The sequence below is a fragment of the Streptomyces sp. NPDC033845 genome, from assembly GCF_055576225.1.
Genome location: NZ_JBVIRI010000004.1, coordinates 1 through 25,553 on the forward strand (window position 1 = coordinate 1; position 25,553 = coordinate 25,553).

Sequence of the window (25,553 nt, forward strand, 5' to 3'; positions counted from 1 at the left end):
GTGGAGATGTCGCAATCCACACCGAACCCGGAGGCCCTCACCCATTTCAAGAACCCAGCACGCGTGTCACCAACGTCCCGGGACAACACACCTAGAGCGGCATCGGCGCCATGTCGCACTCGATCCGCTGGTGCAGCCGGGCCGCCGTCAGCCACGGGTGGTCCGGCCCGAGCACCCGGGTGAACCCCTGGACGGCCTCCGCGTTCAGCCGGTCCGCCTCCTGGATCCGGCCGAGCCCGCGCAGGTCCAGGGCCAGGTTCGCCCGGCAGGACAGGGTCAGCGGGTGCTCCGGCCCGCAGGACAGCGCCAGCTTCGGCAGGTTCTCCTCGTCCAGGCGGTGGGCCCCCTCGAAGTCCAGCCGCGCGTAGTGGTTGTTGGCCACCCCCATGATCGCGGTGAGGGTGAACGGGTGCGCGTCCCCGAGGGTGTCCTGGAAGGCCTCCACGGCCTCGGCGTCCATCGCCTCCGAGGCGTCGATCTCGCCCAGGCTCCGCAGGGTCGCGGCCAGATTGCTCATGGTGATCAGGGTGTACGCGTGCCGGGCCCCCAGGGTGTACCGGTAGCGGTCCAGGGTCAGCCGGCCCAGCTCGCGGGAGGACTCGAACTCCCCGCGCAGCCGCCGGTCGACGGTGGCGTTGACCGCCACGGCCAGGGTGTCCGGATAGTCCGCCCCGTACCGGACGGTGAACCGCTCCAGGGTGCTCTCGGTGAGCTCCGAGGCCTCCTGGAGGGCCCCGTCGCGGCGCCGGCACACGGCCAGGTTGCGGGCCGCCCGGATGGTGGAGGCGTTGTCCTCGCCGAACACCGTCCGGTAGATGCGGTAGGTCTCCTCCTGCATGACGCGGGCCGCCGGGTAGTCGCCGCTCTCCCGGATGTCGATGGCCAGACCGTTCATGGTGTTCAGGGTCAGGCCGTTGGTCGAGCCGTACAGGGTGTCCCACTGCCGGGCCGTCTCCTCGTCCAGCACCCGGGCCGCCGCGAACTGCCCGCAGGCGCGCAGGGTCACCCCGTACCCGTGGGCTGCCAGCAGGGTGGGCGGCTCCTCCGGGCCGAACAGGTCCCGGGCCCGGCTGTCGGCCTCCTCGTCCAGCGCCCGGGCCGCGTAGAAGTCGCCCCGGTAGCGGAGCGCGCCGGCCATCTGGGTCATGGAGTCGATGAGGTCCTCCTCGGCGATGGTGTCCCGCCGGGAGATGTCCAGCACGGTCTGCGCCAGGTCCAGGGCCTCGCCGACCTGTCCGGTCTGGAGCAGCAGGAAGGCCAGGTGCTTGCCCATCTGGAGGACCTGCGGGTTCTCCTCGCCGGACTGGGCGTTCCAGGCGGTCCAGGCCTCGCGGGCCATCTCGGCGCCGGTGCCGTGCGCGCCCCAGTAGTAGAGGTAGAGCACCATCGCGGTGATCAGTTCGCGGACCCAGGGGTCGGGGCTGCGGACCGCGCCGCTGGTCATCACGTGTGGCAGCAGGGTCTGGTACGCGGGCCACTGGTCGGGGGCGCCGGGGGCCCCGGGCTTGGCCGTGGCGAGCAGCACGTGGGCGGCCCGGCGCAGGTCCTGGGTCTGGCCCTCGTCCAGTCCCGCGGTGAGCACCGCCTGCATCAGCCGGTGCATGTGCAGGGTGCGGCTCTTGTGGTCGAGTTTGATCAGCGACAGCTTGCTCAGGTCGCGGGTGGCGCGGGCGAGCAGCACCGGGTCGCGGAGGACCGGGTCGAGTTCCGGGGTGATGTCCACGTTGCGGGTGCCGCGCAGCATGCTCAGCGGGATGGGCTCGGGGGCCATGCAGGCGCAGATCTCCAGGAGTTGGCGGGCCGCCGGGTTGCTGCCGGCCAGCTGGTCGAGGGAGATGTTCCACGCGGCCGCCACGGACAGCGGGTAGTCCGGTGACGGGTCGAGCTCCAGGATGCCGGGCTTGCGCTGCTCCAGCAGGTCCAGGTACTCGGTGACGGGCATCCCGGTGGCCGCGTGCCAGGCGCCGGCCTGCTCGATGGCCAGCGGCAGGTCGCCCAGGGCCCCGGCGAGCCGGTCGGCGTCCTCGGTGCTGAGGTCGCGGGCCCGGCGCTGGAGCAGGGTGATGCTCTCCTCGCGTTCGAAGACGTTCACGGTCAGCGGGGTGGCCACCCGCTCCCACTCCCGGTTGCGGGAGGTGACGAGGATCTTCCCGGGGCCGCCGGTGGGGAAGTAGGCGCGGACCGCGTCGATGTCCTCGGCGTTGTCGAAGACCAGCAGCCAGTTGTCGTGCGGCCGGCCGGTGCGCAGCGCCTCGCGGACGGCGGGCACCGCGGTGTTGGCCTGCGGGCCGACCTCCAGGTTCAGGGCCCGGGCGAGGTCGACGAGGGCGCCGAGGACCAGGCTGTCGCGTTCCGCCGGGATCCACCAGATGACGTTGTACTCGTGGCTGTGCCGGTAGATGTACTCGATGGCGAGCTGGGACTTGCCGACCCCGCCCATGCCGTGCAGGGCGTGCGGGAGGACGGCGGCGGTCTCCTCGGACCGCAACTGCTCCTCCACGGCGGCCAGCAGGCTCTCCCGGCCGGTGAAGTTCGGGTTCTTCGGCGGAACGTTCCCCATGACCCTCGGCTGGCCGGAGCGGACGAAGAGGGATTGGGTTTTGGGCTCCATGGTCGGTTCAGCCTTCCGGACTTCGGCGTCGGCGGGGTCGGGGGTGGTGGTCGGCACACGTGCTCCAGGCGGGGGGTGGTCATCGCTGCGGGGAACCCAGCTCTTGTGCGTACTCTGCTGGGTGCCGCCCCCCGTTCGCGGCTGCGGCGCCCCGGTGTCGTCCGTGCCACCCGGTGTGGTGACGAAGGCGGTGCCGCTGACGGGGCCCGGCCCGGCGCCGACCCCCGCCGAGACCCGGGCGGCCCGTCGGGCGTAGGGGCCGGAGAGGGCCTTCAGGACGGCGAGTTCGACGCGCAGCCAGGGCTGGTTGGCGGCGGTCCGTTCGGGCAGCGCGGCACCCTCGGGGTCCTGGAGCGCGGCCCGCAGCAGGCCGCCGCGGCCGCGGCCGCTGGGCAGGTCGGCGAACAGGTTGACGGTGCGGGCGAGCTGGGTGCGGGTCCCGGTGGCGAGCAGGGCCTCCCGGATGCCCTCGGCGAAGTCGGGGCGGCCGTCCCCGCCCGGTCCGCCCCAGTCGATCAGCCCGCCCATCAGGATCTCGGCCACGTGTTCGAGCCCGGCGTCGGGGAAGGCCCGGTCCCGGAGCTCCTCGATCAGCTCGAACTCGAACGGCAGGGCGGCGAGATGGGTGGCCAGCCGGCGGGCGGGCGGGGTGGCCAGCGAGGAGAACCGGCGTACGGCCGCCTCCGCGGCCCCGGCGCCGGTGGTGCGCGGCCGAAGCAGCCCGGGGGTGGGCCGGCTCCGGGCGAGGGTGCCGGCCAGCAGGAACGGCAGGCTGCGCCGGACCCCCCGCTCCCCGGCGACCAGATCGGCCCAGGCGCTGAAGGACTCGGGTTTGAGGCTGAGCACCGGCACGGGGACGGGCCGGCCGGCGGAGCCGGGGGCGGCGGGCCGGGTGGTGGACCGCCGGGACTGCTGCGGGGTGTGCGGCGGCAGGTCGGCCGGAGTCCGGTGCCCCAGGCGGGTGTTGGGGGCGCCGAAGCCCCCGGAGCTCAGCTCGGAACGGTAGGGGTGGGCGGAGGTGCGGTGCCACAGGTAGGCGGGCAGCAGGTGCACCAGGGCGGTGGGCCCGCTGCGGGCCAGCCGGCCCAGCAGCTCGTCGGCCGCCCGGCTGGCCCAGCCGTGGGCGAGTCCGTCGGTGATCAGCAGGTGGATGCGGGAGCCGCGGGCGTCGATCAGCTCCGCCGGGTCGCCGGGCCGGTCCCCGGGCCACCGCAGCCGGGCCCTGCCGCGCTGTGCTCGGGAGGGTAACTCCAGCCGCACGGTGCGGACATCGCGGAAGGCGCCGCTGCGGGCGGCCTCCACGGCGATCGCCGACACCTGGCGCTCCCAGAGCGGCATGGTCGGCGCCGAGTCCACCAGCAGGACCAGGGAGAAGGCCTTCTCGGTGGCGGGCCGCAGATAGGGGATCCACAGGTCGTCGGAGAGGCCGTGCCGGGCGGTCCGTTCCTCGTCCAGTTCGTGCCGGCGGCCGGCCGGCACATTGCGGCTCAGCCGGTGCAGGGCCTTGGCGAGCCGGGGCGGCCGGTCGGCGGCCCGCCGCACCGGCCGCGGCCGGTGGGGCCGTCCGGTCTTCCCGCCGCCGTGACCGTGTCCGCCTTCGCCTTCCCCGCCGGTCCCGCCGCCGTCCGTCCGGTGCCGGGCGGCGTACTCCCCGGTGTCCTCGCCGAATTCGGCGTCCTCCTCGCCTTCCGCTCCGCTGCCGGCCCGTGCGGGCAGCGCGAAGGGACCGTCGGCCGGGTCGGCCCCGGTGACCGGTGCTCCGGGCCCGGCTCCGGTCTCCGACGGGGATGTTCCGATGCCCTCGGCCCCGGGCGGGACCGTGGTGTCCTCGGGCCGTCCGTCCCGGGTTTCCGGGCCGGTGCCGCCGTCCGGCCGGTCCGCCCCGTCCGGCCCGGTGTCCGGACCGTCGGAGGACTGGTCCACGGGGGCGGTTCCGGATGCCGGGTCGGCCGGGTCGGCCGCGGCGGCCTTGGCGGCCGCCAGCCACACGGCGTCGGCGATCTCCTGCCAGGTCGGACCGTCGACGGCGGAGCCGCTCGTCCCCTCGCGGGTGTCGGGTGCGCGCTCCCTGGGAGTGCCGTCCATCAGCGGCCTTTCGCGAGGTCGCGCAGAAGCAGTTCGATGAGTTTACGCCCGTCGGCGTCCGCCTGAAAACCACCCGCCGTAGTCAGGTGGACCGCATTGAGCAACTGGTCGACGGACTGGGTGCCGCCCTTCAGCACCCTCCGCTCGAACTCCTCGACGAGCGCCTCCACCCCTTCGGGCCTGCTCCGGAGATGGCTCAGCACGATGGACAGCAGCTGCTCCCGGCCGGGCGGGCGCATCTCCAGGGGCAGGCAGCGGCGCCGGAACGCGGCCGGAAACTCCCGTTCCCCATTGCTGGTGATGACCACCAGGGGGAACTCGCGGCACTCGATCCGGCCGCCGAGTATCTCGGCCCGGCCGCCCGGGTCGTCGGTGAACACCTCCACGGCGGGCAGCGGGCTGCGCACCAGCTCCGGCACCTCGTAACTGCCGTTCTCCAGCACGTGCAGCAGGTCGTTGGGCAGGTCGATGTCGCTCTTGTCCAGCTCGTCGATCAGCAGCACCCGGGGCCGCTCGTAGGCCAGCAGGGCGGTGCCCACCGGGCCGAGGGTGACGAAGTCGCCCAGATACGGGGCCGGTTCGGCGCCCGGCGCGCCGGGCACGACGGGGGCTCCCGGCAGGACGGCGGGGTTCGGGTCCGCGCCGGCCCGCCAGGCGGCGATGGCCTGGGCCCGACCGATGGAGTCGTACTCGTACAGCCCGTCCCGCAGGGTGGTGCGGCTGACGATGCCCCACTGGAGGACCCGGCCCAGCCCCAGCTCCAGGGCCACCAGGAAGGCGAGGGTGGACTTCCCCACCCCCGGCGGCCCGGTGACCAGCAGCGGGCGGCGCAACAGCAGGGCCGCGTTGACGGTGTCGATCTCCTCCTCGCGCAGGCTCGGCCGGGGGCCGTCGGCGCCCAGCCGGCGGTGTGCCGCCCGCGGGTCGCCGGGCGGCACGGTCTGCAACGGGGCGCCGCTGAACTCGCGCCAGGGCGGGGCGGCCGGCAGCTCCGGCGGATCGCCCTCCGGTGCGGTGCCGGTGGCGTGGAAGACCCGCCAGGACCGGCGGGGGCCGGGGACCACCGGGCGGGCCGCGGCGTCATCCTGCTCATGCCCGTACTCGCTGTTGTCGCCGTGCTCGCTCAAGCCGGTACCTCCTCGCAGTCGATCAGCCTGAACGGATCGTCGTAGAAGAACGCCACGTGTCTGCCGGGGAGTTCCGGTCCGTTCTCGGCCGTCTCCGCCTTGGCGCGGAGCCGGTGGATGGTGGCGGGCAGATGGGCGGTGGGATAGCCCAGCAGCATGCCCAGCGGGGCCGTCACCACCTGCTCCGAGGGGTCCCGGCGGTCCCAGAGGGCCACCCCCACCCCTTCGGCGACGGCGGCCATCAGCGGCTCCAGGCCCTGCCCTTCGAGGGCCGGGAAGTCCAGGGTGACGGCGGTCAGCTGGTGGTCGGCGGCCAGCCGGTTGCGCCAGAGCGGCAGCCCGGAGCGGCGGTCCTCGGCGGCCCAGGGGTGCGGGCGGGCGGCGGAGGCCGACTTGAGGGTCTGCCAGCGGATCCGCCAGCGGCGCAGCTGGGCCGGGTCCCGGATGCGCATCCGCTCCAGGCTGCGCAGGTGCACGTAGTAGCGGAGGCCGATCGGCACCGGGTCGGCCGCGCTGGCGGGGTCCGCGGGGTCGGCGGTGCCGGTGGGGCGGCCGAGACCGGCGAGGTCCTCGTTGAGCATGCCGTACGGCAGCACGAACTCGACGTGCACCGGACTGGGATCGCTGCCGGTGCGGTCCGCGTCCGCCCAGCCGGCCTCACCGCGGCGCACCGCCCGCGCCACCGCCGCGCCCAGCCGTTCCCGGGTGGTCCGCTCCAGCACACCCGGCTCGGGGGCCCAGTACCCGGCCCGCCGGTTGACCCAGTGCCGTACGAAGATCTCCGGCGAACCGTCCCCGGCCGGGTCCACCATCACGGTCAGACAGCGCGGGAGTTCCGGATCGGGCGGGCCCGCGGCGGCGATCCGCTCCCGGCGGCTCAGCAGCTCCGCCCGCGCCCCCGCCCCGGCCGACCAGCTCTCGCACCAGTCCCGCAGCCGGTTCCGGTCGGCCTCCCGGGGGGTCAGCAGGGCGGTGAACTCAAGCATGATCACGGCGGGTGGCAGCCCGTCCGGCTGGGTGTTGGCGTCGAGCAGGTGGTCGAAGAGCTGTACGGGGCTGAGCCCGCGCGGCAGGTTCTGCCGTAACTCCTGCGCCACCCGGTCCACCAGGGCACCGGGGTCGAGCACCGGGTGCCCGGCGAGCAGGGCCCGGGCCGCCTTGACGTCGTTCTCCTCGAAGGCCGGGAGCAGCGCCAGCACCGGGGTGCCGCCGGGGGCGGGCGCGGCGGAGTGCGAGGGACCGGCGGACGGGTCGCGGGACGGGTCGGCGGACGGGTCGTGGGACGGGGAGTACGACAGCGAGGGCGCCGACGGGGACGGGATCCGGACCGCGCCCAGGACCCGGCGGCGCATCCGTTCGGCGATGTCCTCGCCCTCGTACAGGGTGACGATGTAGAGCAGGGCCTCCACCCCGGACTCGGTCTCCTCCGGGCTGCCCAGCGCGGTGCGGACCAGGGCGATCACATCGCTGCGGGCACTCCGCCCGGGCAGGTCCACGAGGCGCCCCAGCTCGTCGCCGACGCTCTGCCCGAACTCGCGCCGCTCGTTGGGATCGCGAACGCAGTCCAGCCGGCACAGCTCCTCGACCAGCGTCAGGCGCAGCCGGCTCCAGGGCTGCGGCGCAGTCATCACCACCGACCCTCCCCCGGAAGTCGGCACGGTTTCCCTTCCCGGTTCGCGAAGTTACCACGGGGGTTTCATTGCCACCAGGAGAACTGATCAATCGTCAAGCGCTACCGGACGAGCCGATCGGTGCGGCCGCCCGCAGCAGTTCCAGGTGCCGCAGGTACCGCTCGGGGTCCGGGCCGTGGGCCCGGTCCTGGGCGCCGCCGCGCACATGGGCCAGCGCCCCGTCGGGCGCGATGCGCAGCATGGTGGTGGCCGCGTGCGGGCCGCCCGGATCGCGCAGCCGGTCGCCGTCCGTGACGGGGACGCCCGGGCCGAACACGGCCGCCGCCGAGCCTGCGGTGTCGGCGGGGGCGTGCCCGGTGCGGTTGGCGCTGCTGACGTAGAGGAGGGGGAAGCGCGCGAGCAGCGGCTCCAGCGGCTGCCAGCGGGCACCGAAGAGCAGCAGGTGCCCCTCGCGCAGGGCGGGGGCCGCCCAGGCGGGCGGCGCGGACCCGTCCCGTACCGGCACCAGCAGGGTGACCAGCTCGCCGCGGAGCAGCCGGAGCGCCGTACCGAGGGCTTCCGGGGTGAGGTCGAGCGCGGGGGAGAGGGCGGCCCAGGTGCTGTCCTCGTGCACCCAGAGGGCGACCTCCTGGACGGCGGGCCGGGCCTTGGCCTCGTTGACGGCCCGCGGGGTGGTGGCGGCGACCACATAGGTCAGCGGACTGGGGTTGGGCAGGACGGCGGCCCGGCCGGCCGAGAGGGCTTCGCCGGCGCGGCGGGTGTCCAGGGGGGTGGCGGCTTCGGGGCCGGCGGTGGCCGACGGGCTCCCGTTGCCGGTGGGGTTCCCGGGGGCGGTGAGGCCGTCGAGGTAGGCGGCGAAGTCCTCGTCGGGGACCACGGCGCGGCCGAGCCGGTACGCCCGGTCCTTGACCCAGGCCAGCGCCGTCCGGGTCCGGTCCGGATCCAGCTCGTGGCCGAGCCGTCCGGCGACCGCGCGCAGCACGCGTCCGCTGGCGAGGTGCGTCAGGACCACGGTCGGCGCCAGGCCCAGATGCCGCTCGGGGTCGTACGGCTGGAAGGTCCGGGGGTGCGTGAACGGGGTGCCGGTGGAGATCGAGGCGACCCCGCTGCCCACGACGGGAGTGGTGACGGTGAGCGGCACACCGGTCTCCTCGGACACCATCCGCGCGATCCCCGGCAGCCGGGTCAGATCGGGCCGCGTCCACCACGGCGTGCAGCCCGGCCCCAGGATCCGCTCGGCCTTCGCCGGGTCGTGGGCGAGCAGGAACAGCAGCTGCTCGGTGGCCGTCATCCCGCTGCGCTCGGCCATCCCGAGCCAGGAGCAGGCGGCCACCCGGACCCCGCACTCCAGCGCCGCCAGGGTGTTGGCCAGCCCCAGCCCGAGATCGTTGTGCAGGTGCGAGACCAGCACCGCCTCCGGCCCGGCCCCGGCCGCGACCTTCCGGAACAGGGCCCCGGTCTGGCCCGGCAGCAGGTCCCCCACGGTGTCCGCGAGCACGATGGTGCCCGCCCCCTGCGCGGTCATCGCCCCCGCGTACTCGCCGAGCAGCGCGTGGTCCGCGCGCGGCGCGTCGACCAGGCACACGTCCACGGCGGTCCCGTCCGCCCGGTCCACGGCCTCCTTGACCACGTCCAGCCCGCGGGCCAGCGCCGTACGCGCGTCGGTGTGCACCAGAGCGCGGGAGGTGGCCTCCGAGGCGGCCACGATGACCATCACCCGGGCGTGCGCCGCGCCCCGGACCGCGTCCAGGGCCAGCCGGACGTCCGCAGACGTGCCCCGGCAGACGGCCGCCGGGCTCACCGACTCCTGTGCCTCCAGGGCGACTTGCCGGGTGGCCTCGAACTCCTGGGCGCATACGGAGGGGAAGCCGGCGGCGAACACCACGTGCCGGGGCCCGTCGGCGCCGAAGACGGCCCCCTGCTCACGGGCCAGCCGGACCCGGAACCCGCCGCTCATCAGGGTCTTGGCCTGTGCCCCGTCCCGCGCCGACTCCTCGAACAGCACCACCCGGCCGGCCCGCGCCGACTCCCGCACCACGTCCCCTGAGGACACCACTCGACCCCTGCCCGTCCGTCCACCGGCCCCCGTTCCGGCGGCCGCCTGTTTGGAAGCGTAGGCGTGAACCCCTTTGCGGAGCCGGGTCGTCGGGTTTGCCGGACGGGCCGGTGGATCTTGTGATAGGCGCAGGTCAGTCCCCGGCGGGGCCCGCCATCGTCCAGGCGGAGCCGTGTCCGGTGAACCCGATGTGCGGGTAGTAGTCCACGGCGGCAGGGGCGGCCAGCAGAATCAGCTTGGCCTCGGGGGCGGCCTCGCGGGTGGCCCGGATCAGATCGCGGCCCACCCCCTTGCCCTGCCAGGCCACGTCCACGGCGAGGTCGCTGAGGTAGGTGGAGTAGACCCCGTCGGTGATCGCGCGCGAGATGCCGATCAGCCGGCCGTCAGCGTCACGGGCGACGATCACCAGGTTGGCCCCCGCGAGCATGCGCGTGAACCGCAGGGTGTCCTCGACCGGCCGGCGCTCGGCGAGCGTGGAGGCCCGGTAGAGGTCCGCGGCCTCCTTGATGTCGAGGCTGGCGCCGACGACCTGTTCACACGTCCACATGGCGGCGGTCTCCTTGCTGGTGGGGTTCGGATGCGGGACCCCACCACTGTATCGCACTAGATAGAACAGATAACGCACTAGTACAAACTGGCATCCGGGGTGGTCAGTGGTCTGGAATGCCGAAGGAGGCCCGCCGTGCCAGGCTGAAACGGGGTACTCCGCCGGCCCGGCCCCGCCGCACCGGCTCCGCAACCCATGGAGGCCGACATGGCCAGTGACGCGACCGGACCCCGTGCGAGCCGCGAACAACCGAGCCCGTGGCACGCACCCACCTCGGGCAGGACCGAGTTCGCGGCAGCCCTGATGGTCTTCGGCGGCCTGATGGCGCTCTTCGAAGGCATCTCGGCGGTAGCCAAGGACAACCTCTTCTTCGAGACCCGCCACTACGTCTTCGAGTTCAGCCTCGCCGGCTGGGGCTGGATCCACATCATCCTGGGCGTCGTCCTCATCGCCGCCGGGGTCGCCGTGTTCACCGGCGCCCTGTGGGCCCGCCTCTTCGGCGTCACCGTCGCCAGCCTCGGCGCGATCGCCAACTTCCTCTGGCTCCCGTACTACCCGCTCTGGGCCCTGATCCTGATCGCCGTCAACATCTTCATCGTCTGGGGCCTCTGCACCGGCATGCACCGCGAGGCAACCACCCCCTGACCCCCGCCTCCGGCGCCCGGCGCCCGGCGCCCGGCCCGAGCCGGGCCCATACGGCCATCGAGTGTCCAGGTGAGGTTCGGAGTCCTTCGGGGCGGGGCTCCGTTACACCTCGCTGAGCTGGGCTCTCTCCGTTCGGTTCTGACTGATTCGGGGTCCCGCCGGGCGCGGCTCCCCTCGTCTCATGGTGGTGCCTCCAACAGGTTCCGAACGCCCCAGGAGGGCACCATGGGCAAGAGCATCACCCTGCGCACCGCTGTGATCATGGGCGCAGCCGTCACAGCCGGTTCCGCGGCGGGCAGCACGGCCGACGCGCTCGCGCAGTTGGCCGACCAGCCGCTGCCGATGCTGAGCCAGATTGTCACTGGTGCGGTGACGATCTGGGTGGTCGAAAAGCTGGACCGCGTGATCGCGGACACGGACGGGAAGTGACGGGCGGGGTGGTCCGCGGCGGGTGGTCGGCAGCCGTCACACCGGCCACTCGGCCGCTCGCCGCACCCGCTTGGCCGTTGCGGGAGAATCGGCCAGCGAGAGGAGCAACGACTCGGCGAACGAGGCGGGGATGCCGTCGAGTTCCCTGTCAGAGGCACCCGTGAGAATCTTGTTCGCGAACCGGTCGACCCAGCTGAACTGCTCCTGTTCGACAGCCAGTAGGAGAACGGCCAGCTGAACCCCGGTCGAGTTCCTCGACCCGCTTCGATCGGCCGCATCCAGCATCCAGCTCAACAACACCTCGGGTGCGGCGTCGATCGGAGCCTTCAGCAGGTCGAGTCCGATCAGCGCGAGGGCAGCCCCTGCGGCTTTGACCGATCGGGTGTTCCTCACCGTGTGAAGCGCGCACGCCAGCAGGTCGATTCGGGTCGTGTGACCCATCCGGCGGACCGTAGCCGGATCTGCCGTCAAGGCTGACAGAACAGTCTCCACCACGGGCGGTTCGAGTGCCGAGCGGTCCAGGTTGAGCCTGCGCGCAACGACACGGACATATCGCTCGTCCGTGGCGGCCTCGATGACGGTCAGGCAGGTGGAGTAGTGCGAGGCCAGTTCCGCGTGCGCGTTGCGGTCGCACGTCACGAGCGACATCAGGGTTCGCTCGGGCGAGTGCACAGCTCCGCCGGAGTCGCGAACGGTGGACAGGGAGACCTTCCCGAAGTCCTCGTATGCCACTGATGCCATCTGAGCCAACGCGTCGATGTCGTCGTCGCAGAGTATCCGTACTCGGCGTAGTCGCTCGTCGGTCGCGGTACTGCCCCAGCGCCGAGCGGGCGCCGGTAGGCGGGTTGCCGAAACGCCGGCTCCGGATGCGGGCATACCGCCGTGTCGGCCGTCCTGTGGGACCAGGCGTACCGCCACATCGCGCCGCTGGTCCGACCCCGCCGCGAACGGAGTGCAGATGACCGTGCGAGTGAACGCGTCCCACGAGGTCGGAGCGAGCTGCGACTGCCAGAGCAGGGCATGGTCGCGCCAGGCCCGGGGGGTTTCCGCGGGCGATCCGGTCAGGACCGAGAACCGCACGGTCTCGCGCACGGCAAGTTCGACGAGGAGCAGGTTCACACTGAAACAGGCATGCCGATAGGTGATCGAGACCGGTCCGGTGGTGTACTCCGCCATGCCGGCCGGGTGCGTGAACAACGCGTCGCGGAACATCCCCGGGATCATGTCCGTGGACGGGAGCAGTTCGCGCAGGTCGGACAGAATCTGTACACGGTCGGTCATGGGCGAGAAGGACATCAGACCGAAGAGCAAGTCCTGGTACGTCCCGCCGTCCGGACAGTGTTGGAGCGTCGAGGCGAGTTTCCTGGCGACGAGATACTCGCCGAACGTTGCGTGCAGGAACTCGTACCACCTGTAGTCCTGCCGGTTGCCGAGCTTTGCCCTGGCCTCGTGGATGAAGAAGAATCGGCCGAACAGCTTCCGGGCCGGCGGGTGGTCCGCCGGGCCTTTCGGGTCTCGCAGGAACTTGAGGTCGTGGTCCGCCTCCTCCGCGCTGACCCCCTGTCTGCCTCGGTTGAACATCGCGGTGGCAATGACGGAGAGATGGTCGAGCTCGGCCTCGACCTTGGCCTCCATCATCTCTGGAGCCAGGCCGGGCTCCAACTTCTCGATCTGTCGGCGCACGAACAACTGCATGATCTTCTCGTACAGTTCGACGCGGCTGAGACGGGAGATGCTGTTGCTGTCGCCCCGACTTGCGATCGCGTAGAAGAGTGCGAGCATCAGCAACAGCAGCGGCTGCGTCGCCAAGCCGGAGTGCCGGACAGCCATGTCTTCCGGCAGGGGCGTGATATCGCCGCGGTCGACCCGCTCGCGGTTCGTCCGGTTCCAGGTGTCGACCCACAGGCCGATCCGCTCGGCGTTGAACGGTTCGAGGCGCATGAGAAGGCACCCGTAAGGAATTTTGGCCTGGTCCGCGACCACCGTTCGGCTGGTGACGATGGCCGCGACCGGACGACCGTTGTCGGAAGACGCCCGCTGGAACTCCTCGATCTCCTCCAGATAGCGCCAGTGGTCGGCGCCGCCAGCCTGGAGCAGCTCGTCGAAACCGTCGAAGATCAGCACAGGCAGCACATCGGGTGACTCGTCGACGACCTCCGACCAGCCGACGCGCTTGTGCGTCGCCGCCCGAAGCGCGTGCTCGATCTGATCGAGGATCTCCCCATCGGCCGGAGCGTTCCGAAGCTCGATGCGGACCGGCAGATAGTCCGTGGCCGGCAGCCGTGCTGCCAGCATCCGTGTGAGGAGGGACTTTCCTGCCCCCGGGTCGCCAAAAATGATCAGAGGATGCAGCTCGATGGGCAGACCGCTCAGATATCCGGCGAGGAATCCCTGGATCTCATCGCGCAAGGGACGAGTCTGCCACCACTCTTCGACATGGGGTTGGTTGCCCTTGCGATAGACGGAGCACCGGAACGCCGGGTTGACATAACCCTGATGAAGTCGGGGGATCCCCGGCCGCAGGCCGCCGTGGTGTGCGTCGGCGATGGGTGAGATCGGGCGGGTCAGATCACGGCGGTAGATCGAGCTCAACTTCGCCGGCCATGCACGCGGCAAGGTCCTGCGGGCCAACGCGCCCAGAAGTGTTTCGAGTCCGTCAAGCCCCCGCTTCTGCTCCCGCAGTCCACGGGTCAGCTCTTCGAGTTTCCGCCGCCCTTCACCGTCCGGCAGAGTTCCGGACACTTCGACGGCATGCGTGCCGTCCTGGAGGCTGGCCCAGACAAACAACTCAGGACACTGATATGCCAGTTCACCGAGTCGAACCTCGTAGCGATCCTTGGCCTCGGCCCCCAGTGCGGCACGTCGGTCCGGCGGAATGACGGGATCCTGCTCGGCGACTGCCGCCACCACAGCGGAGTAGTGCTGTGCGACGCGCTCGCGGTGATCCGTGTACGAGACGTCAGCGACCGGCATCGGGGCGGCGGCCAGCTTCCCGTCCGCATAGGTCGCGGCAAGGATGTCGCGCACTTCGACGTGCTGCCCCAGCTCCAGCAGCAGGTCGAGCGCGGAACTGAGGATGAAGCTTTCGACGATGACGATCGTGTGCGCGGCGTGCAGCAGCCTCACGCGGTGCCGGCGGCACGCCTGCCTCACCGTGCCGCCGATTCCGGCCAGCAGAGCGTCGATGACATCCCGGAACTGGTCCCGAAACGCGTGGAGGTCGTTCGCCGCCGCGATGGAGTACAGGGCCAGACCCCCGGCTGTGGAACGGAGTTCGCTGTCCGGGCCTGCGAGCAGGATCGTGGCGTCCACAAAGCTGAAGTCCCAGAACTCGAACGTCTCGTTCGGTAAGGCGAAACGCTCATCCTCGTACGCATCGCCACAGATCCGGCAACGCGCCGGTACCAGACCCACCGCTTCGGCCTTGGGCCTGCGGACCGGCCCCTCCGCCTCCAGCGTGGTCACCAGCTCGTTCAAACGGCGGCGCCAGTAAGCCAGTTCCTCGCTGCTGCGCTCGTCCGTATCCAGGCCCGCTTCCTCAAGACAGACGGAGACGATACCGCGCACCACGTCCCAGCTCGGGGCCTTGGCCCGTTGCCCGTTCAGCATCTCCGACACTGTGGGCACGCTCAAGCCGAGCCGCGATGCCAGCTTCTGGAGGCCGACCTCGCGTTTGCGTACCAGTGCCTTCAGCGGCCGCCAGAAGCCGGCCACATGTTCATTCCCAGCCACGCAACGCTTGCCTTCCCCACTCGGCCGTTGCTTGTCCCGCAATCGTACGGGGCTTCCACGCCCCGCCATGGACCGTTGGCGGCGGCGAAGACTGGGAGCAGGCGGCGACTCCGCCATGGCTACAGCCAGTCGCGCTTCTTGAAGACGAGGTACAGGCTGACGCAGACCACGGCCATCAGGAGGATGGCGAAGGGGTAGCCGGCGGCCCATTGGAGTTCGGGCATGTCCTGGAAGTTCATGCCGTAGATGGTGCCGACCAGGGTGGGGGCGAAGAGGATGGCGGCCCAGGAGGAGATCTTCTTGATCTCCTCGTTCTGTTCGAAGCCGGCTTCGGCCAGGGCTCGCATTTCGGCGTTCTGTTGTTGGGAGACCAGGGTGGCGTTGACGGTGAGGATGTCGGTGAGGGCCTGGCGGAAGCCGTCCACGCGTTCGCTGGTGTGGGTGACGTGGTCGGCCACGTCGCGGAGGTAGCGCTGGAGTTCCTCGTCCGTGCGGTATTTGGCGAAGCCGGCCATCAGGGCGTGCAGCATGCCGACCAGGGGGCGGGTGGCGCGTTGGAACTCGACCATTTCGCGGGAGAGTTCGTAGATGCGGCGGGAGACCGCCGGGTCGCCGCGGAAGACCTCGGTCTCGATCTCGTCCATGTCGTTCTGGACGCCGGCGACGACCGGGGCGTAGCCGTCGACCACCGCGTCCAGGATCGCGTAGAGGACGGCCTCGGGGCCGAGGGAGAGGAGTTCCGGGGTCTTCTCCATGCGGCGGCGGACCGCGGTGAGGTCCGGGGCGGCGCCGTGGCGGACCGTGATGACGAAGTCGGGGCCGACGAAGAGGTGGAGTTCGCCGAAGTCGACCTCCTCCGCCGCGTCCAGGTAGCGGGCGGCCCGCAGGACCACGAAGAGGGTGTCGCCGTAGCGCTCCAGTTTGGGGCGCTGGTGGGCTTCCAGGGCGTCCTCGATGGAGAGCGGGTGGAGGTTGAACTCGGCTGCCAGGGAGTGGAGTTCCTCCTCGGTGGGGCGGTGCAGGCCGATCCAGGCCATGCCGTCGGGCTGTTCGCGCAGCTGGCGGAAGGTCTCGGCCAGGGTGAGGGGGGAGGCGATCCGGTGGCCGTCGCGGTAGACGGCGGAGTCCACCACGCTGCGGTGTCCGGCCGCCGGCTTCGGGGGAGGGGCGGGGGCGGTGGTCGGACGGCGCCAGCCCGCGTGTTTCGGGGTTCCCGGGTCGGGGGACGGTGAGTCGCCGGACCTGCCCGCGCGGTTGCGGCGGCCCCGCTGGTCGCGGTCAGGGGGGCCGGGGTGGTCGTCGCGGTCGCGGTCGCCGTCGCGGTGGTCCGACATGGTGGGTCCCCAGGGGTGTGGATCGCGCTCGCGGATGGTGACGATGGATTCGGTTTGGTTCGGACATATTGCAGGATATGCGGGCGGAATTCGGTCAAGGTTGAGGACAGTACCTGTCCGCGAGGCGCGTTAGGTTGCAGCCATGGCTTCCAAGAGCTCCACGACGCATCCCGTACTCGATGCCCGCGCCCTCAACCGTGCCACCCTCGCCCGGCAGCTGCTGCTGGAGCGCGCCGAGCTCTCGGCCGGGGACGCGGTCACGCTGCTGCTGGGGCTCCAGGCGCAGAACGTCCGGCCGCCCTACTTCCAGCTGCACGCCCGGCTCGCCGGGTTCCGGCCCGAGCGGCTGTCGGCGCTGATGGAGTCCCGCGAGGTGGTCCGGATGGTGACCATGCGGTCCACCATCCACACCCACACCACCGAGGACGCCCTCACCCTCCGCCCGCTCGTGCAGCCGGCCCGGGACCGGGAGGTGGCGATGTTCCGCAAGGGGCTGGTCGGGGTGGACCTGGACCGGCTCACGGCCCTCGCCCGCGACCTGGTCGACGCCGAACCGCGCACCATGGCCGAGCTCCGCGACGCCCTGCTCAAGGAGTGGCCCGACGCCGACCCGATGGCCCTGTCGGTGGCCGCGCGCTGCCGGCTCCCGCTGGTGCAGGTGACCCCGCGCGGGGTCTGGGGCCGCAGCGGGCAGGTCCGGCTGGCCCGGCTGGAGGAGTGGGTCGGCCAGCCGTCCGGCGAGGCCGCCTCGATGGACCAGACCGTACGCCGCTACCTGCGCGCCTTCGGGCCCGCCTCGGTGAAGGACATGCAGACCTGGGCCGGCCTCACCCGGCTGCGCGAGTCCTTCGAGCGGCTGCGCCCCGAACTGCTCACCTTCCGCGACGAGGCGGGGGTGGAGCTCTTCGACCTGCCCGAGGCCCCGCGCCCGGACGCCGACACCCCGGCCCCGCCGCGCTTCCTCCCCGAGTTCGACAACCTGCTGCTCTCGCACGCGGACCGCACGCGGGTGGTGCCGGCCGACCTCAAGGGGCGGAGCTGGAAGGGGAACCAGGCCTACTGCACGCTGCTCGTGGACGGGTTCCTGGCCGGGCTGTGGCGGCTGGAGGAGGGGACCGGCCCGGACCGGGACGGTGCCGTGCTGACCGTGGAACTGTTCGACACCGAGCCGGGTGCTACGGCTGCGGGGGCGCGTGAGGAGATCGTCGCGGAGGGGGAGCGGCTGCTCGCCGGGATGACCTCGGCCGACCGGCCCTCGGTGCGGTTCGGGCCGGTGTTCGACCGCCCCGCCTCGGACGGCCGCACCGCGTAGGACGGCCGTCCCGCCTCGGACGGCCGTCCCGCCTCGGACGGCCGTCCCGCGTCAGGCGGCTGATCGTGGCCGGTGGCGGCCGCGGCGTACTGGCGGGTGGTGGCGGTGGCGCGGCACGATGCCTGCCATGACACACGACGGCGCGCTGGACCCCTCTTCCCCCGCCGGACTCTTCCGGGCCGCCCGGGACTTCCTCCTGGAGCACCGCGAGGACCACCCGACCGCCTACCGGGACTTCGTCTGGCCCCGCCCCGACCCCTTCAACTGGGCGCTCGACTGGTTCGACCCGCTCGCCGCCGGGAACTCCGCCCCGGCCCTGTGCATCGACGAGGAGGACGGCACCGGACGGACCCATACGTACGAGGAGCTGTCCGCCCGTTCCTCCGCCACCGCGAGCTGGCTCCGGGAGCGGGGCGTCGCCGCCGGCGACCGGGTGCTGGTGATGCTCGGGAACCAGGTGGAGCTGTGGGTGGTGATGCTCGCCGCGATCAAGCTGCGGGCCGTGGTCATCCCGGCCACCCCGCTGCTCGGCACCCCCGATCTGCGCGACCGGGTCGAGCGCGGCCGGGCGCGCCATGTGGTGGCCCGCGCCGAGGACTGCGGGAAGTTCGACGGGGTGCCCGGCGACTACACCCGGATCGCGGCCGGAGCGGAGGTCCCCGCGGGCTGGCTGCGGCTCACCGACGCGGACACCCCCGACGCCACCGGCACCAGCACCGCCACCGGCACCGCCGCCCCCACCGCCTCCGCCCTCTTCCGGCCCGACGGTCCGACCCGGGCCGCCGATCCGCTGATGCTCTACTTCACCTCCGGGACCACCGCCCGCCCCAAGCTGGTCGAGCACACCCACGCCTCGTACCCGGTCGGGCATCTGTCCACCCTGTACTGGCTGGGCCTCCGCCCCGGCGACATGCACCTCAACATCGCCTCCCCCGGCTGGGCCAAGCACGCCTGGTCCAACCTGTTCGCCCCGTGGAACGCGGGGGCCTGCGTGTACGTCCTCAACTACGCCCGCTTCGACGCCGAGCGCCTGATGGCGGCCATGGACCGGCGGGCGGTGACCACGTTCTGCGCCCCGCCCACGGTGTGGCGGATGCTGATCCAGTCCGATCTCGGCCGGCTGCGGCGCCCGCCCCGGGAGGCCGTCGCGGCCGGGGAGCCGCTGAACCCCGAGGTGATCGAGAAGGTCCGGGAGGCGTGGGGGGTGACCGTCCGGGACGGTTTCGGGCAGACCGAGACCACCCTCCAGGTGGGCAATTTCCCGGGCCGGCCGGTGAAGCCGGGCTCCATGGGGCTGCCCGCGCCCGGCTACCGGATCGTGCTGGTGGATCCGGTCACCGGCAAGGAGTCCGCGGACGAGGGGGAGATCTGCGTGGACCTCGCCGACCGCCCCGCCGGGGTGACCACGGGCTACGCGGGCGATCCGGAGCGGACCGCCGAGGCGATGGCCGGCGGGGTCTACCACACCGGTGACATCGCCTCCCGGGACGCGGACGGCTACCTCACCTATGTCGGCCGGGCCGACGACGTGTTCAAGGCCTCCGACTACAAGATCTCCCCGTTCGAGCTGGAGAGCGCCCTGCTGGAGCACGAGGCGGTGGCCGAGGCGGCGGTGGTTCCCGCCCCGGATCCGCTGCGGCTGGCGGTGCCCAAGGCGTACGTCACCCTCGCCGCGGGCTGGGAGCCCGGGCCGGAGACGGCCCGGCTGCTGTTCGAGCACTCCCGCGCGGTGCTCTCCCCGTACAAGCGGATCCGGCGGATCGAGTTCGCCGAGCTGCCGAAGACGGTCTCGGGCAAGATCCGCCGGGTCGAGCTCCGGGAGCGGACCGCGCTGGGGGCCCCGGCGGAGTACACGGAGTAGCCGGGCCCGCCGGGCCCGCGGACCCGGCCGGCCGGGGCCCTCGGCCGGGCCGCCAGGCCGTCAGCCCGCCAGGCCGTCAGCCCGGCAGGACCGCCTCGATCGCGGCGATCATCTCGGGGGACTCCGGCTCGGTGCGCGGCCGGAACCGGCCCACCACCTCGCCGGCCGGCGAGATCAGGAACTTCTCGAAGTTCCAGCGGACGTCGCCGGCCTCGCCCTCCGGGTCCGGGGTCTTCACCAGCTCCCGGTAGAGCGGGTGCCGGTTCTCGCCGTTGACCTCGGACTTCTCCAGCAGCGGGAAGGTCACCCCGAAGCCGGCCGCGCAGAAGGTCTGGATGTCCTCGGCGGTTCCGGGCTCCTGCCCGCCGAACTGGTCGCAGGGAACGCCGATCACCGTGAACCCGCGCTCCGCGTACGTGAACTGGAGTCGTGCCAGCCCGGAGTACTGGGGGGTGAGCCCGCACTGCGAGGCGGTGTTCACCAGCAGGATCGCCTTCCCCTTGAAGGGGGCCAGGCTGGTCGGCTCGTCGTCCAGGGTGGTCAGCGGAATGTCGTACAGGTCGCTCATGAGGTCACTCCTCGCCATGCGGGTTGGGCCCTCAGAGGGTAAGGGGTGCCTCCGGGAGATTCCGTGGCCACCCGAGGGCCCGTCCGGTCAGGGCCCGTTGCCCAGCAGCTCGTCCGCCGGGTCGTTGAGCGGCTGCGGCATGCCCGTCAGGTCCATCACGAACAGCGGGATGCCCAGCTCGTCGGCGCGCACCCGGGCTTCCGGCGTGTACCCGGCCAGGGCGAAGTAGACGCTGGTGGCGGAGGCGGTCAGGCCGTTCAGCCAGACGCATTCCACCGCCCGCAGTCCGGCCGGGGCGGTGGTCGGGTCGACCTGGGCGACCAGTCCCGGGGCGCGCAGGTCCACCGCCGCCGAGGGCAGCGGCCGGGTGGCGTCGGGCTGCCGTACGTCGCGGAAGCCCAGCCAGCGCAGATAGAGGGCGGCCGTGGCCACCGCGTCCCGGGCGGTCCGGATGGTCATCGGCCGGAAGGCGGGCCGCTGTCCGGGGGTGACGGGCGGCTCCGCCGTCCGCGCGGAGGCCGACGGCGACGCCGCGGGGGCGGTGTCGGGCCCGTCGGTGTCCTCGTCCCGGACCGGGTGGACCGGGACCAGTACCACGGTGCCGCAGGCCCCGCAGCCCAGTTCCGGGTGCGGCCACTCGCTCTCCCGCCCGCAGTTGCCGCAGCGCACCAGCACCCAGCCCTCCGTCCAGGTGCGGTGGGTCAGCGGCACCGCGGCCCGGGTGAGGTCCAGGGGCGGCACCACCGGACTGCCGCAGGCGCAGGGGAAGACCGGAGGGGTGTAGCCGTTCTCCCGCAGGCATGCCGGGCATCGCACCGGGACCGCTTCCGCCATGACCTCGTACCCCCGCCGCCCGGTTGTCGCTGTGTGTAGGTCCATGGTCCACCACGCGCCACCGTCCGGGGAGACTCCGCGGCCTTTTGTGCAACTCACCGGGCGAAACACGGGCTTTTGGAGGTTTCACGGCAGGGCAGCGCCTTGACGCCGGTGAAGTTGACCCTTTAGCTTGTTCCGTATAGCAGAACAAAACTTCCGGATTACGGAAAACAGCCTGACCCGCAGGGAGACACGATGCCTCGTATGACAGCCGCCGCCGCTGCAGTGGAGATCCTCAAGCGCGAGGGTGTCGCACAAGCGTTCGGTGTCCCCGGTGCTGCGATCAACCCCTTCTACCGCGAGCTCAAGAACGTGGGCGGCATCGCCCACACGCTGGCCCGCCACGTCGAAGGCGCCTCGCACATGGCCGAGGGCTACACCCGCGCCAAGGCGGGCAACATCGGTGTCTGCATCGGCACCTCCGGCCCGGCCGGCACCGACATGATCACCGGCCTGTACTCGGCGATCGCGGACTCCATCCCGATCCTGTGCATCACCGGCCAGGCCCCGGTCTCCAAGCTCCACAAGGAAGACTTCCAGGCCGTCGACATCGCCTCGATCGCCAAGCCGGTCACCAAGGCCGCGACCACCGTCCTGGAGGCCGCCCAGGTCCCCGGCGTCTTCCAGCAGGCCTTCCACCTGATGCGCTCCGGCCGTCCGGGCCCGGTCCTGATCGACCTCCCGATCGACGTCCAGCTGACCGAGATCGAGTTCGACCCGGAGACCTACGAGCCGCTGCCGGTCTACCAGCCGAAGGCCACCCGCGCCCAGGCCGAGAAGGCCATCAAGTTCCTGCTGGAGTCCGAGCGCCCGCTGATCGTCGCCGGTGGCGGCATCATCAACGCCGACGCCTCCGACCTGCTGGTCGAGTTCGCCGAGCTGACCGGTGTCCCGGTCATCTCCACCCTGATGGGCTGGGGTGTCATCCCCGACGACCACGAGCTGGCCGCCGGCATGGTCGGTGTGCAGACCGCCCACCGCTACGGTAACGCGACCTTCCTGGAATCGGACTTCGTGTTCGGCATCGGCAACCGCTGGGCCAACCGTCACACCGGTTACAACCTGGACGCCTACACCAAGGGCCGCAAGTTCGTCCACGTGGACATCGAGCCCACCCAGCTCGGCAAGATCTTCGCCCCGGACTTCGGCATCGCCTCCGACGCCAAGGCCGCGCTGGAGCTCTTCATCGAGATCGCCAAGGAGCTCAAGGCCGAGGGCAAGCTCCCGGACTTCTCCGCCTGGGCGGCCTCCTCGCAGGACCGCAAGGCCAGCCTGCAGCGCCGTACGCACTTCGACAACATCCCCCTCAAGCCGCAGCGCGTCTACGAGGAGATGAACAAGGCCTTCGGCCCGGAGACCCGCTACGTCACCACCATCGGCCTCTCCCAGATCGCGGCCGCGCAGTTCCTGCACGTCTACAAGCCGCGCCACTGGATCAACTGCGGCCAGGCCGGCCCGCTCGGCTGGACCATCCCGGCCGCCATCGGTGCCGCCACCGCGGAGCCGGAGACCCCGATCGTCGCGCTGTCCGGCGACTACGACTTCCAGTTCATGATCGAGGAGCTGGCGGTCGCCGCCCAGCACAAGGTCCCCTACGTCCACGTCCTCGTGAACAACGCCTACCTGGGCCTGATCCGTCAGGCGCAGGGCGGTCTGGGCATCAACTTCGAGGTCAACCTCGAATTCGAGAACATCAACACCCCCGAGCTGGGCGTCTACGGCGTGGACCACGTCAAGGTCGCCGAGGGCCTGGGCGTCAAGGCCATCCGCGTCACCGACCCGGACAAGCTGGGCGAGGCCTTCGAGACGGCCAAGAAGTGGGCCCAGGAGCACCAGGTCCCGGTCGTCGTCGAGGCCATCCTGGAGCGCATCACCAACATCGCGATGAGCAAGACGGTCGACATGAGCGACGTCACCGAGTTCGAGGAGCTCGCGACCGAGCCGGGCCACGCCCCGACCGCCATCAAGTCCCTCAAGGTCTGATCGGCACCACCCGCACCACCCGCACCACCCGCGTCACCCGCTTCACCCAGCGGCCCCCGCACCTCCTCCGGGAGGGGCGGGGGCCGCTTCGTCGTTCCTGCCGGCTGCGGGCGCGCGCAGGGCGGTGTCCAGGGCGGTCATGAGCTGCGCGGTACGGCTCCGGCCGGCCGGGGCCGGCGGATACCTCCTCAGTACGTCCACGAGCACCGGGCCGGCGCGCAGCCGGGCCTCCCGGACCAGCCGCAACCCGACGTCCGGGTCGCCGTCCGCCCCGAGTTCGCCGATGCGGGCGGCGTTCGCCGCGGCCCGCAGGATGTGCCCCACCTGGGTGCCCCGGGCGATGGGGTGGAGATAGGCCGCGGCCGCGGCGTCCCCGGCCGCCCGTGCGGCGAGCACCGCGGCTTCCGTGGGGGCCTCCTTGGCGGCCCGGTGGGCGTCCAGGGAGGTGACGCGCTGGAGGCGGGTCCGCCGGGCGCCGTCCGCGAACGCCCGGGCCGCCTCGACGGCCGCACGCGGCCGGGGATCGTCCGGGACGGCCGCCTCGAACACCGGCAGGACCTCCTCGGCGCTCTCCAGGGCGTACCGGGCCACGACCCGTAGTTCGTCCACGGTCAGTTCGAAGTCCCCGGTGCCGCTCGCCATGTCCCGATCCTCCCACGGGGCCCGGGCGGGCCTCCGGACACAGCAAAGCGCCGAGTCACGGGACCGTCCGTGACTCGGCGCTCTGGTTCGTGGAACCCTCTGGAGCCTTGTGCTGTACGTATGACCGCCCGACGGGGCGAGGCTGGCGCGACAGGACGTTCGCTACCGCCGGGCGGGACTTGTGGGGAGGTTCCCGAGGTTCCCGGGTTCCCGAGGTTCCTCAGGGGTTCCTCCTCGTCCGCAGGGGCATCTGTGCGTGGCCCCTGTACAAGAGGAGTGGCTGGGACCGCGGTGGTGGCGACAGGACACCTTGGCTTCGTCTCCCTCAGGTCAAGAGACGGGCCGCTGGGCCTTTACCACCGCACTGGCTCGACACCACCGCGGTCCTCGTCCTGCCCCCTGCCGTTGACCACCCCTCATCCGGGTCCGCGGCAGCGGGCTGGCGCCCGGGGCCTGACCTCCCGTCAGACCCCCGGCGCGTTCTTGCGGCTCCTACAGCTCGTCGCGCAGGGCGCGGACGGCCGCCTCGACGCGCTTGCCGTAGTCGGCGTCAGCGGCGTGGAAGTGAGCCAGGTTCTTTTCGATGACGTGCTCCAGGGTGACCTGGGACAGGCCGCCGGCGATGTTCGCCACCAGACGCTGCTTCTCGTCCTCGGACATCAGGCGGAACAGCTCGCCGGCCTGGAAGAAGTCGTCGTCCTTGGTGTGGGCCGGCGCCTCGTGGGTGCCCGTGTAGCCGGTGACGGCCTTCGGGGCGCCCAGGGCGAGACCGGTCTCGGCCGGACCCTGGTACGAGTTGGGCTCGTAGTTCTTGTCGTGGCGCGAGCCGTTGCGCAGCGCCATGACGCCGTCGCGGCCGTAGTTCTGGGCGGTGGTCGCCTTGGGGGCGTTCACCGGCAGCAGGGTGTGGTTCACACCGAGGCGGTAGCGCTGGGCGTCCGCGTAGGCGAAGAGGCGGCCCTGGAGCATCTTGTCCGGCGAGGCGGTGATGCCCGGGACGAAGTTGTTCGGGGAGAAGGCGGACTGCTCGACCTCGGCGAAGACGTTGTCCGGGTTGCGGTCGAGGACCAGACGGCCCACGCGCTGCAGCGGGTAGTCGCTGTGCGGCCACACCTTGGTGAGGTCGAACGGGTTGAAGCGGTAGTCCGCGGCCTCGGCGGCCGGCATGATCTGGACGTAGAGGGTCCAGCTCGGGTTCACACCGCGCTCGATCGCCTGCAGCAGGTCGGTCTGGTGCGAGTTGCCGTCCTTGCCCGCGATCTCGGCGGCCTGCTCCGAGGACAGCGAGCGGATGCCCTGGTTCGTCTTGAAGTGGTACTTGACGAAGAAGGCCTCACCCTGGGCGTTGGTCCACTGGTAGGTGTGGGAGCCGTAGCCGTTCATGTGGCGGTAGGAGGCCGGGATGCCGCGGTCGCCCATCAGCCAGGTGATCTGGTGGGTGGCCTCGGGGGCGTGCGCCCAGAAGTCCCAGACGTTGTCCGGCTCCTGCTTGCCCGTGAAGGGGTCGCGCTTCTGGGAGTGGATGAAGTCGGGGAACTTGATCGGGTCCTTGATGAAGAACACCGGGGTGTTGTTGCCCACGAGGTCGTAGTTGCCGTCCTCGGTGTAGAACTTCAGCGCGAAACCGCGGGGGTCACGCACCGCGTCCGCACCGCCGAGGGAGTCGGCGACGGTGGAGAACCGCAGGAAGGTCTCGGTCTTCTTGCCGACCTCGCCCAGGAACTTCGCCGAGGTGTAGGCGGTGACGTCGTCGGTCACCTCGAAGTAGCCGTACGCCGCGGAGCCGCGGGCGTGCACCACACGCTCCGGGATGCGCTCGCGGTTGAACCGGGCCAGCTTCTCGATGAGCTGCTGGTCCTGGATCAGGAGCGGGCCACCGACGCCGGCGGTGGCGGAGTTCTGGTTGTCGGCGACCGGAGCGCCTGACTCGGTCGTAAGCACGCGCTTCGACATGGTGACCTTCCGTACGGGAACCTGCTGACGGAAAACGTCTTCCGTCATGCGGATGAGCCTAATTTCGGCTCGAACGTGACGTCAACAGTTTGTTGAAGAAAGATGAAGAGAGGTGATCCGGACGGTGCCGGCGCTTGGGCGCGACAGGACAGGTGTCAGCA

The 25,553-nt window shown here is 71.6% G+C and carries 16 protein-coding genes; 5 read left to right on the top strand and 11 right to left on the bottom strand.

The genetic code is table 11. The features are described 5' to 3' along the window. Nucleotides 1–91: 91 nt before the first annotated feature. From fxsT to ACZ50K_RS09870, 5 genes are all read right to left on the bottom strand, one after another. Entirely contained in the window at nt 92–4,696 is a 4,605-nt protein-coding gene (gene fxsT / locus ACZ50K_RS09850) for an FxSxx-COOH system tetratricopeptide repeat protein (RefSeq protein WP_468899940.1), read from the bottom strand. After that, nucleotides 4,696–5,760: a MoxR family ATPase gene (locus ACZ50K_RS09855; RefSeq protein ID WP_468901128.1), complete on the bottom strand. Its 1,065-nt coding sequence runs from the start codon at nt 5,758–5,760 to the stop codon at nt 4,696–4,698. The genes fxsT and ACZ50K_RS09855 overlap by 1 nt, the downstream gene beginning before the upstream one ends. 59 nt (nt 5,761–5,819) lie before the next feature. Next, nucleotides 5,820–7,451, bottom strand: coding sequence for a VMAP-C domain-containing protein (locus ACZ50K_RS09860; protein ID WP_468899942.1), 1,632 nt, complete (start codon nt 7,449–7,451; stop codon nt 5,820–5,822). Between the two features lie 97 nt (nt 7,452–7,548). Then, the gene (locus tag ACZ50K_RS09865; RefSeq protein ID WP_468899945.1) at nt 7,549–9,507 is read right to left on the bottom strand and encodes a hypothetical protein; all 1,959 of its coding nucleotides are present in this window, start codon (nt 9,505–9,507) and stop codon (nt 7,549–7,551) included. Nucleotides 9,508–9,643: 136 nt separating this feature from the next. Next, a complete protein-coding gene (locus ACZ50K_RS09870) occupies nt 9,644–10,057 on the bottom strand; it encodes a GNAT family N-acetyltransferase (protein ID WP_468899947.1) in 414 nt (137 codons plus the stop codon). 207 nt (nt 10,058–10,264) lie between these two features. Here ACZ50K_RS09870 and ACZ50K_RS09875 point away from each other — a divergent pair, with 207 nt between their 5' ends. Both ACZ50K_RS09875 and ACZ50K_RS09880 read left to right on the top strand, forming a co-directional pair. After that, the gene (locus tag ACZ50K_RS09875) at nt 10,265–10,702 is read left to right on the top strand and encodes a DUF7144 family membrane protein (protein ID WP_468899949.1); all 438 of its coding nucleotides are present in this window, start codon (nt 10,265–10,267) and stop codon (nt 10,700–10,702) included. Between the two features lie 225 nt (nt 10,703–10,927). Continuing rightward, the gene (locus tag ACZ50K_RS09880; RefSeq protein ID WP_468899952.1) at nt 10,928–11,131 is read left to right on the top strand and encodes a hypothetical protein; all 204 of its coding nucleotides are present in this window, start codon (nt 10,928–10,930) and stop codon (nt 11,129–11,131) included. 36 nt (nt 11,132–11,167) lie between these two features. Here ACZ50K_RS09880 and ACZ50K_RS09885 read toward each other — a convergent pair whose 3' ends face one another. Further along, nucleotides 11,168–14,845, bottom strand: coding sequence for an NACHT domain-containing protein (locus tag ACZ50K_RS09885; RefSeq protein ID WP_468899955.1), 3,678 nt, complete (start codon nt 14,843–14,845; stop codon nt 11,168–11,170). Between the two features lie 137 nt (nt 14,846–14,982). After that, nucleotides 14,983–16,197 (bottom strand): magnesium and cobalt transport protein CorA, encoded by a 1,215-nt coding sequence (locus ACZ50K_RS09890; protein WP_468899958.1) that lies wholly within the window; start codon nt 16,195–16,197, stop codon nt 14,983–14,985. Nucleotides 16,198–16,339: 142 nt separating this feature from the next. Here ACZ50K_RS09890 and ACZ50K_RS09895 point away from each other — a divergent pair, with 142 nt between their 5' ends. After that, the gene (locus ACZ50K_RS09895) at nt 16,340–17,509 is read left to right on the top strand and encodes a winged helix DNA-binding domain-containing protein (protein WP_468899961.1); all 1,170 of its coding nucleotides are present in this window, start codon (nt 16,340–16,342) and stop codon (nt 17,507–17,509) included. A 118-nt stretch (nt 17,510–17,627) separates the two neighbouring features. Next, nucleotides 17,628–19,370 carry an AMP-binding protein gene (locus ACZ50K_RS09900; RefSeq protein WP_468899964.1) on the top strand — a complete coding sequence of 581 codons (1,743 nt, stop codon included), beginning with the start codon at nt 17,628–17,630 and terminating at the stop codon, nt 19,368–19,370. Nucleotides 19,371–19,446: 76 nt separating this feature from the next. On the opposite strand, the gene ACZ50K_RS09905 is transcribed toward ACZ50K_RS09900, so the two are convergent. Then, entirely contained in the window at nt 19,447–19,938 is a 492-nt protein-coding gene (locus ACZ50K_RS09905) for a glutathione peroxidase (protein ID WP_468899966.1), read from the bottom strand. 87 nt (nt 19,939–20,025) lie between these two features. Further along, a complete protein-coding gene (locus ACZ50K_RS09910) occupies nt 20,026–20,772 on the bottom strand; it encodes a hypothetical protein (RefSeq protein WP_468899968.1) in 747 nt (248 codons plus the stop codon). Nucleotides 20,773–21,018: 246 nt separating this feature from the next. On the opposite strand from ACZ50K_RS09910, the gene gcl reads away from it, so the two are divergent. Then, on the top strand, nt 21,019–22,797 hold the full coding sequence (gene gcl, locus ACZ50K_RS09915; protein ID WP_468901131.1) for a glyoxylate carboligase: 1,779 nt from the start codon (nt 21,019–21,021) through the stop codon (nt 22,795–22,797). 42 nt (nt 22,798–22,839) lie between these two features. Here gcl and ACZ50K_RS09920 read toward each other — a convergent pair whose 3' ends face one another. Together ACZ50K_RS09920 and ACZ50K_RS09925 are read right to left on the bottom strand one after the other, a co-directional pair. Then, nucleotides 22,840–23,439, bottom strand: a complete 600-nt coding sequence (locus ACZ50K_RS09920; protein ID WP_468899971.1) for a putative immunity protein — start codon at nt 23,437–23,439, stop codon at nt 22,840–22,842. Nucleotides 23,440–23,931: 492 nt separating this feature from the next. After that, nucleotides 23,932–25,392 (bottom strand): catalase, encoded by a 1,461-nt coding sequence (locus tag ACZ50K_RS09925; protein ID WP_468901134.1) that lies wholly within the window; start codon nt 25,390–25,392, stop codon nt 23,932–23,934. Nucleotides 25,393–25,553: the final 161 nt, after the last annotated feature.

Excerpts from the sequence above, each read along its gene's own strand:
- ACZ50K_RS09875 (WP_468899949.1), top strand. The coding sequence starts at position 10,265 with ATGGCCAGTGACGCGACCGGACCCCGTGCGAGCCGCGAACAACCGAGC.
- ACZ50K_RS09920 (WP_468899971.1), bottom strand. The coding sequence starts at position 23,439 with ATGGCGAGCGGCACCGGGGACTTCGAACTGACCGTGGACGAACTACGG.
- ACZ50K_RS09880 (WP_468899952.1), top strand. The coding sequence starts at position 10,928 with ATGGGCAAGAGCATCACCCTGCGCACCGCTGTGATCATGGGCGCAGCC.
- gcl (WP_468901131.1), top strand. The coding sequence starts at position 21,019 with ATGACAGCCGCCGCCGCTGCAGTGGAGATCCTCAAGCGCGAGGGTGTC.
- ACZ50K_RS09900 (WP_468899964.1), top strand. The coding sequence starts at position 17,628 with ATGCCTGCCATGACACACGACGGCGCGCTGGACCCCTCTTCCCCCGCC.
- ACZ50K_RS09860 (WP_468899942.1), bottom strand. The coding sequence starts at position 7,451 with ATGACTGCGCCGCAGCCCTGGAGCCGGCTGCGCCTGACGCTGGTCGAG.
- ACZ50K_RS09905 (WP_468899966.1), bottom strand. The coding sequence starts at position 19,938 with ATGAGCGACCTGTACGACATTCCGCTGACCACCCTGGACGACGAGCCG.
- fxsT (WP_468899940.1), bottom strand. The coding sequence starts at position 4,696 with ATGGACGGCACTCCCAGGGAGCGCGCACCCGACACCCGCGAGGGGACG.
- ACZ50K_RS09910 (WP_468899968.1), bottom strand. The coding sequence starts at position 20,772 with ATGGCGGAAGCGGTCCCGGTGCGATGCCCGGCATGCCTGCGGGAGAAC.
- ACZ50K_RS09895 (WP_468899961.1), top strand. The coding sequence starts at position 16,340 with ATGGCTTCCAAGAGCTCCACGACGCATCCCGTACTCGATGCCCGCGCC.
- ACZ50K_RS09890 (WP_468899958.1), bottom strand. The coding sequence starts at position 16,197 with ATGTCGGACCACCGCGACGGCGACCGCGACCGCGACGACCACCCCGGC.
- ACZ50K_RS09925 (WP_468901134.1), bottom strand. The coding sequence starts at position 25,392 with ATGTCGAAGCGCGTGCTTACGACCGAGTCAGGCGCTCCGGTCGCCGAC.
- ACZ50K_RS09870 (WP_468899947.1), bottom strand. The coding sequence starts at position 10,057 with ATGTGGACGTGTGAACAGGTCGTCGGCGCCAGCCTCGACATCAAGGAG.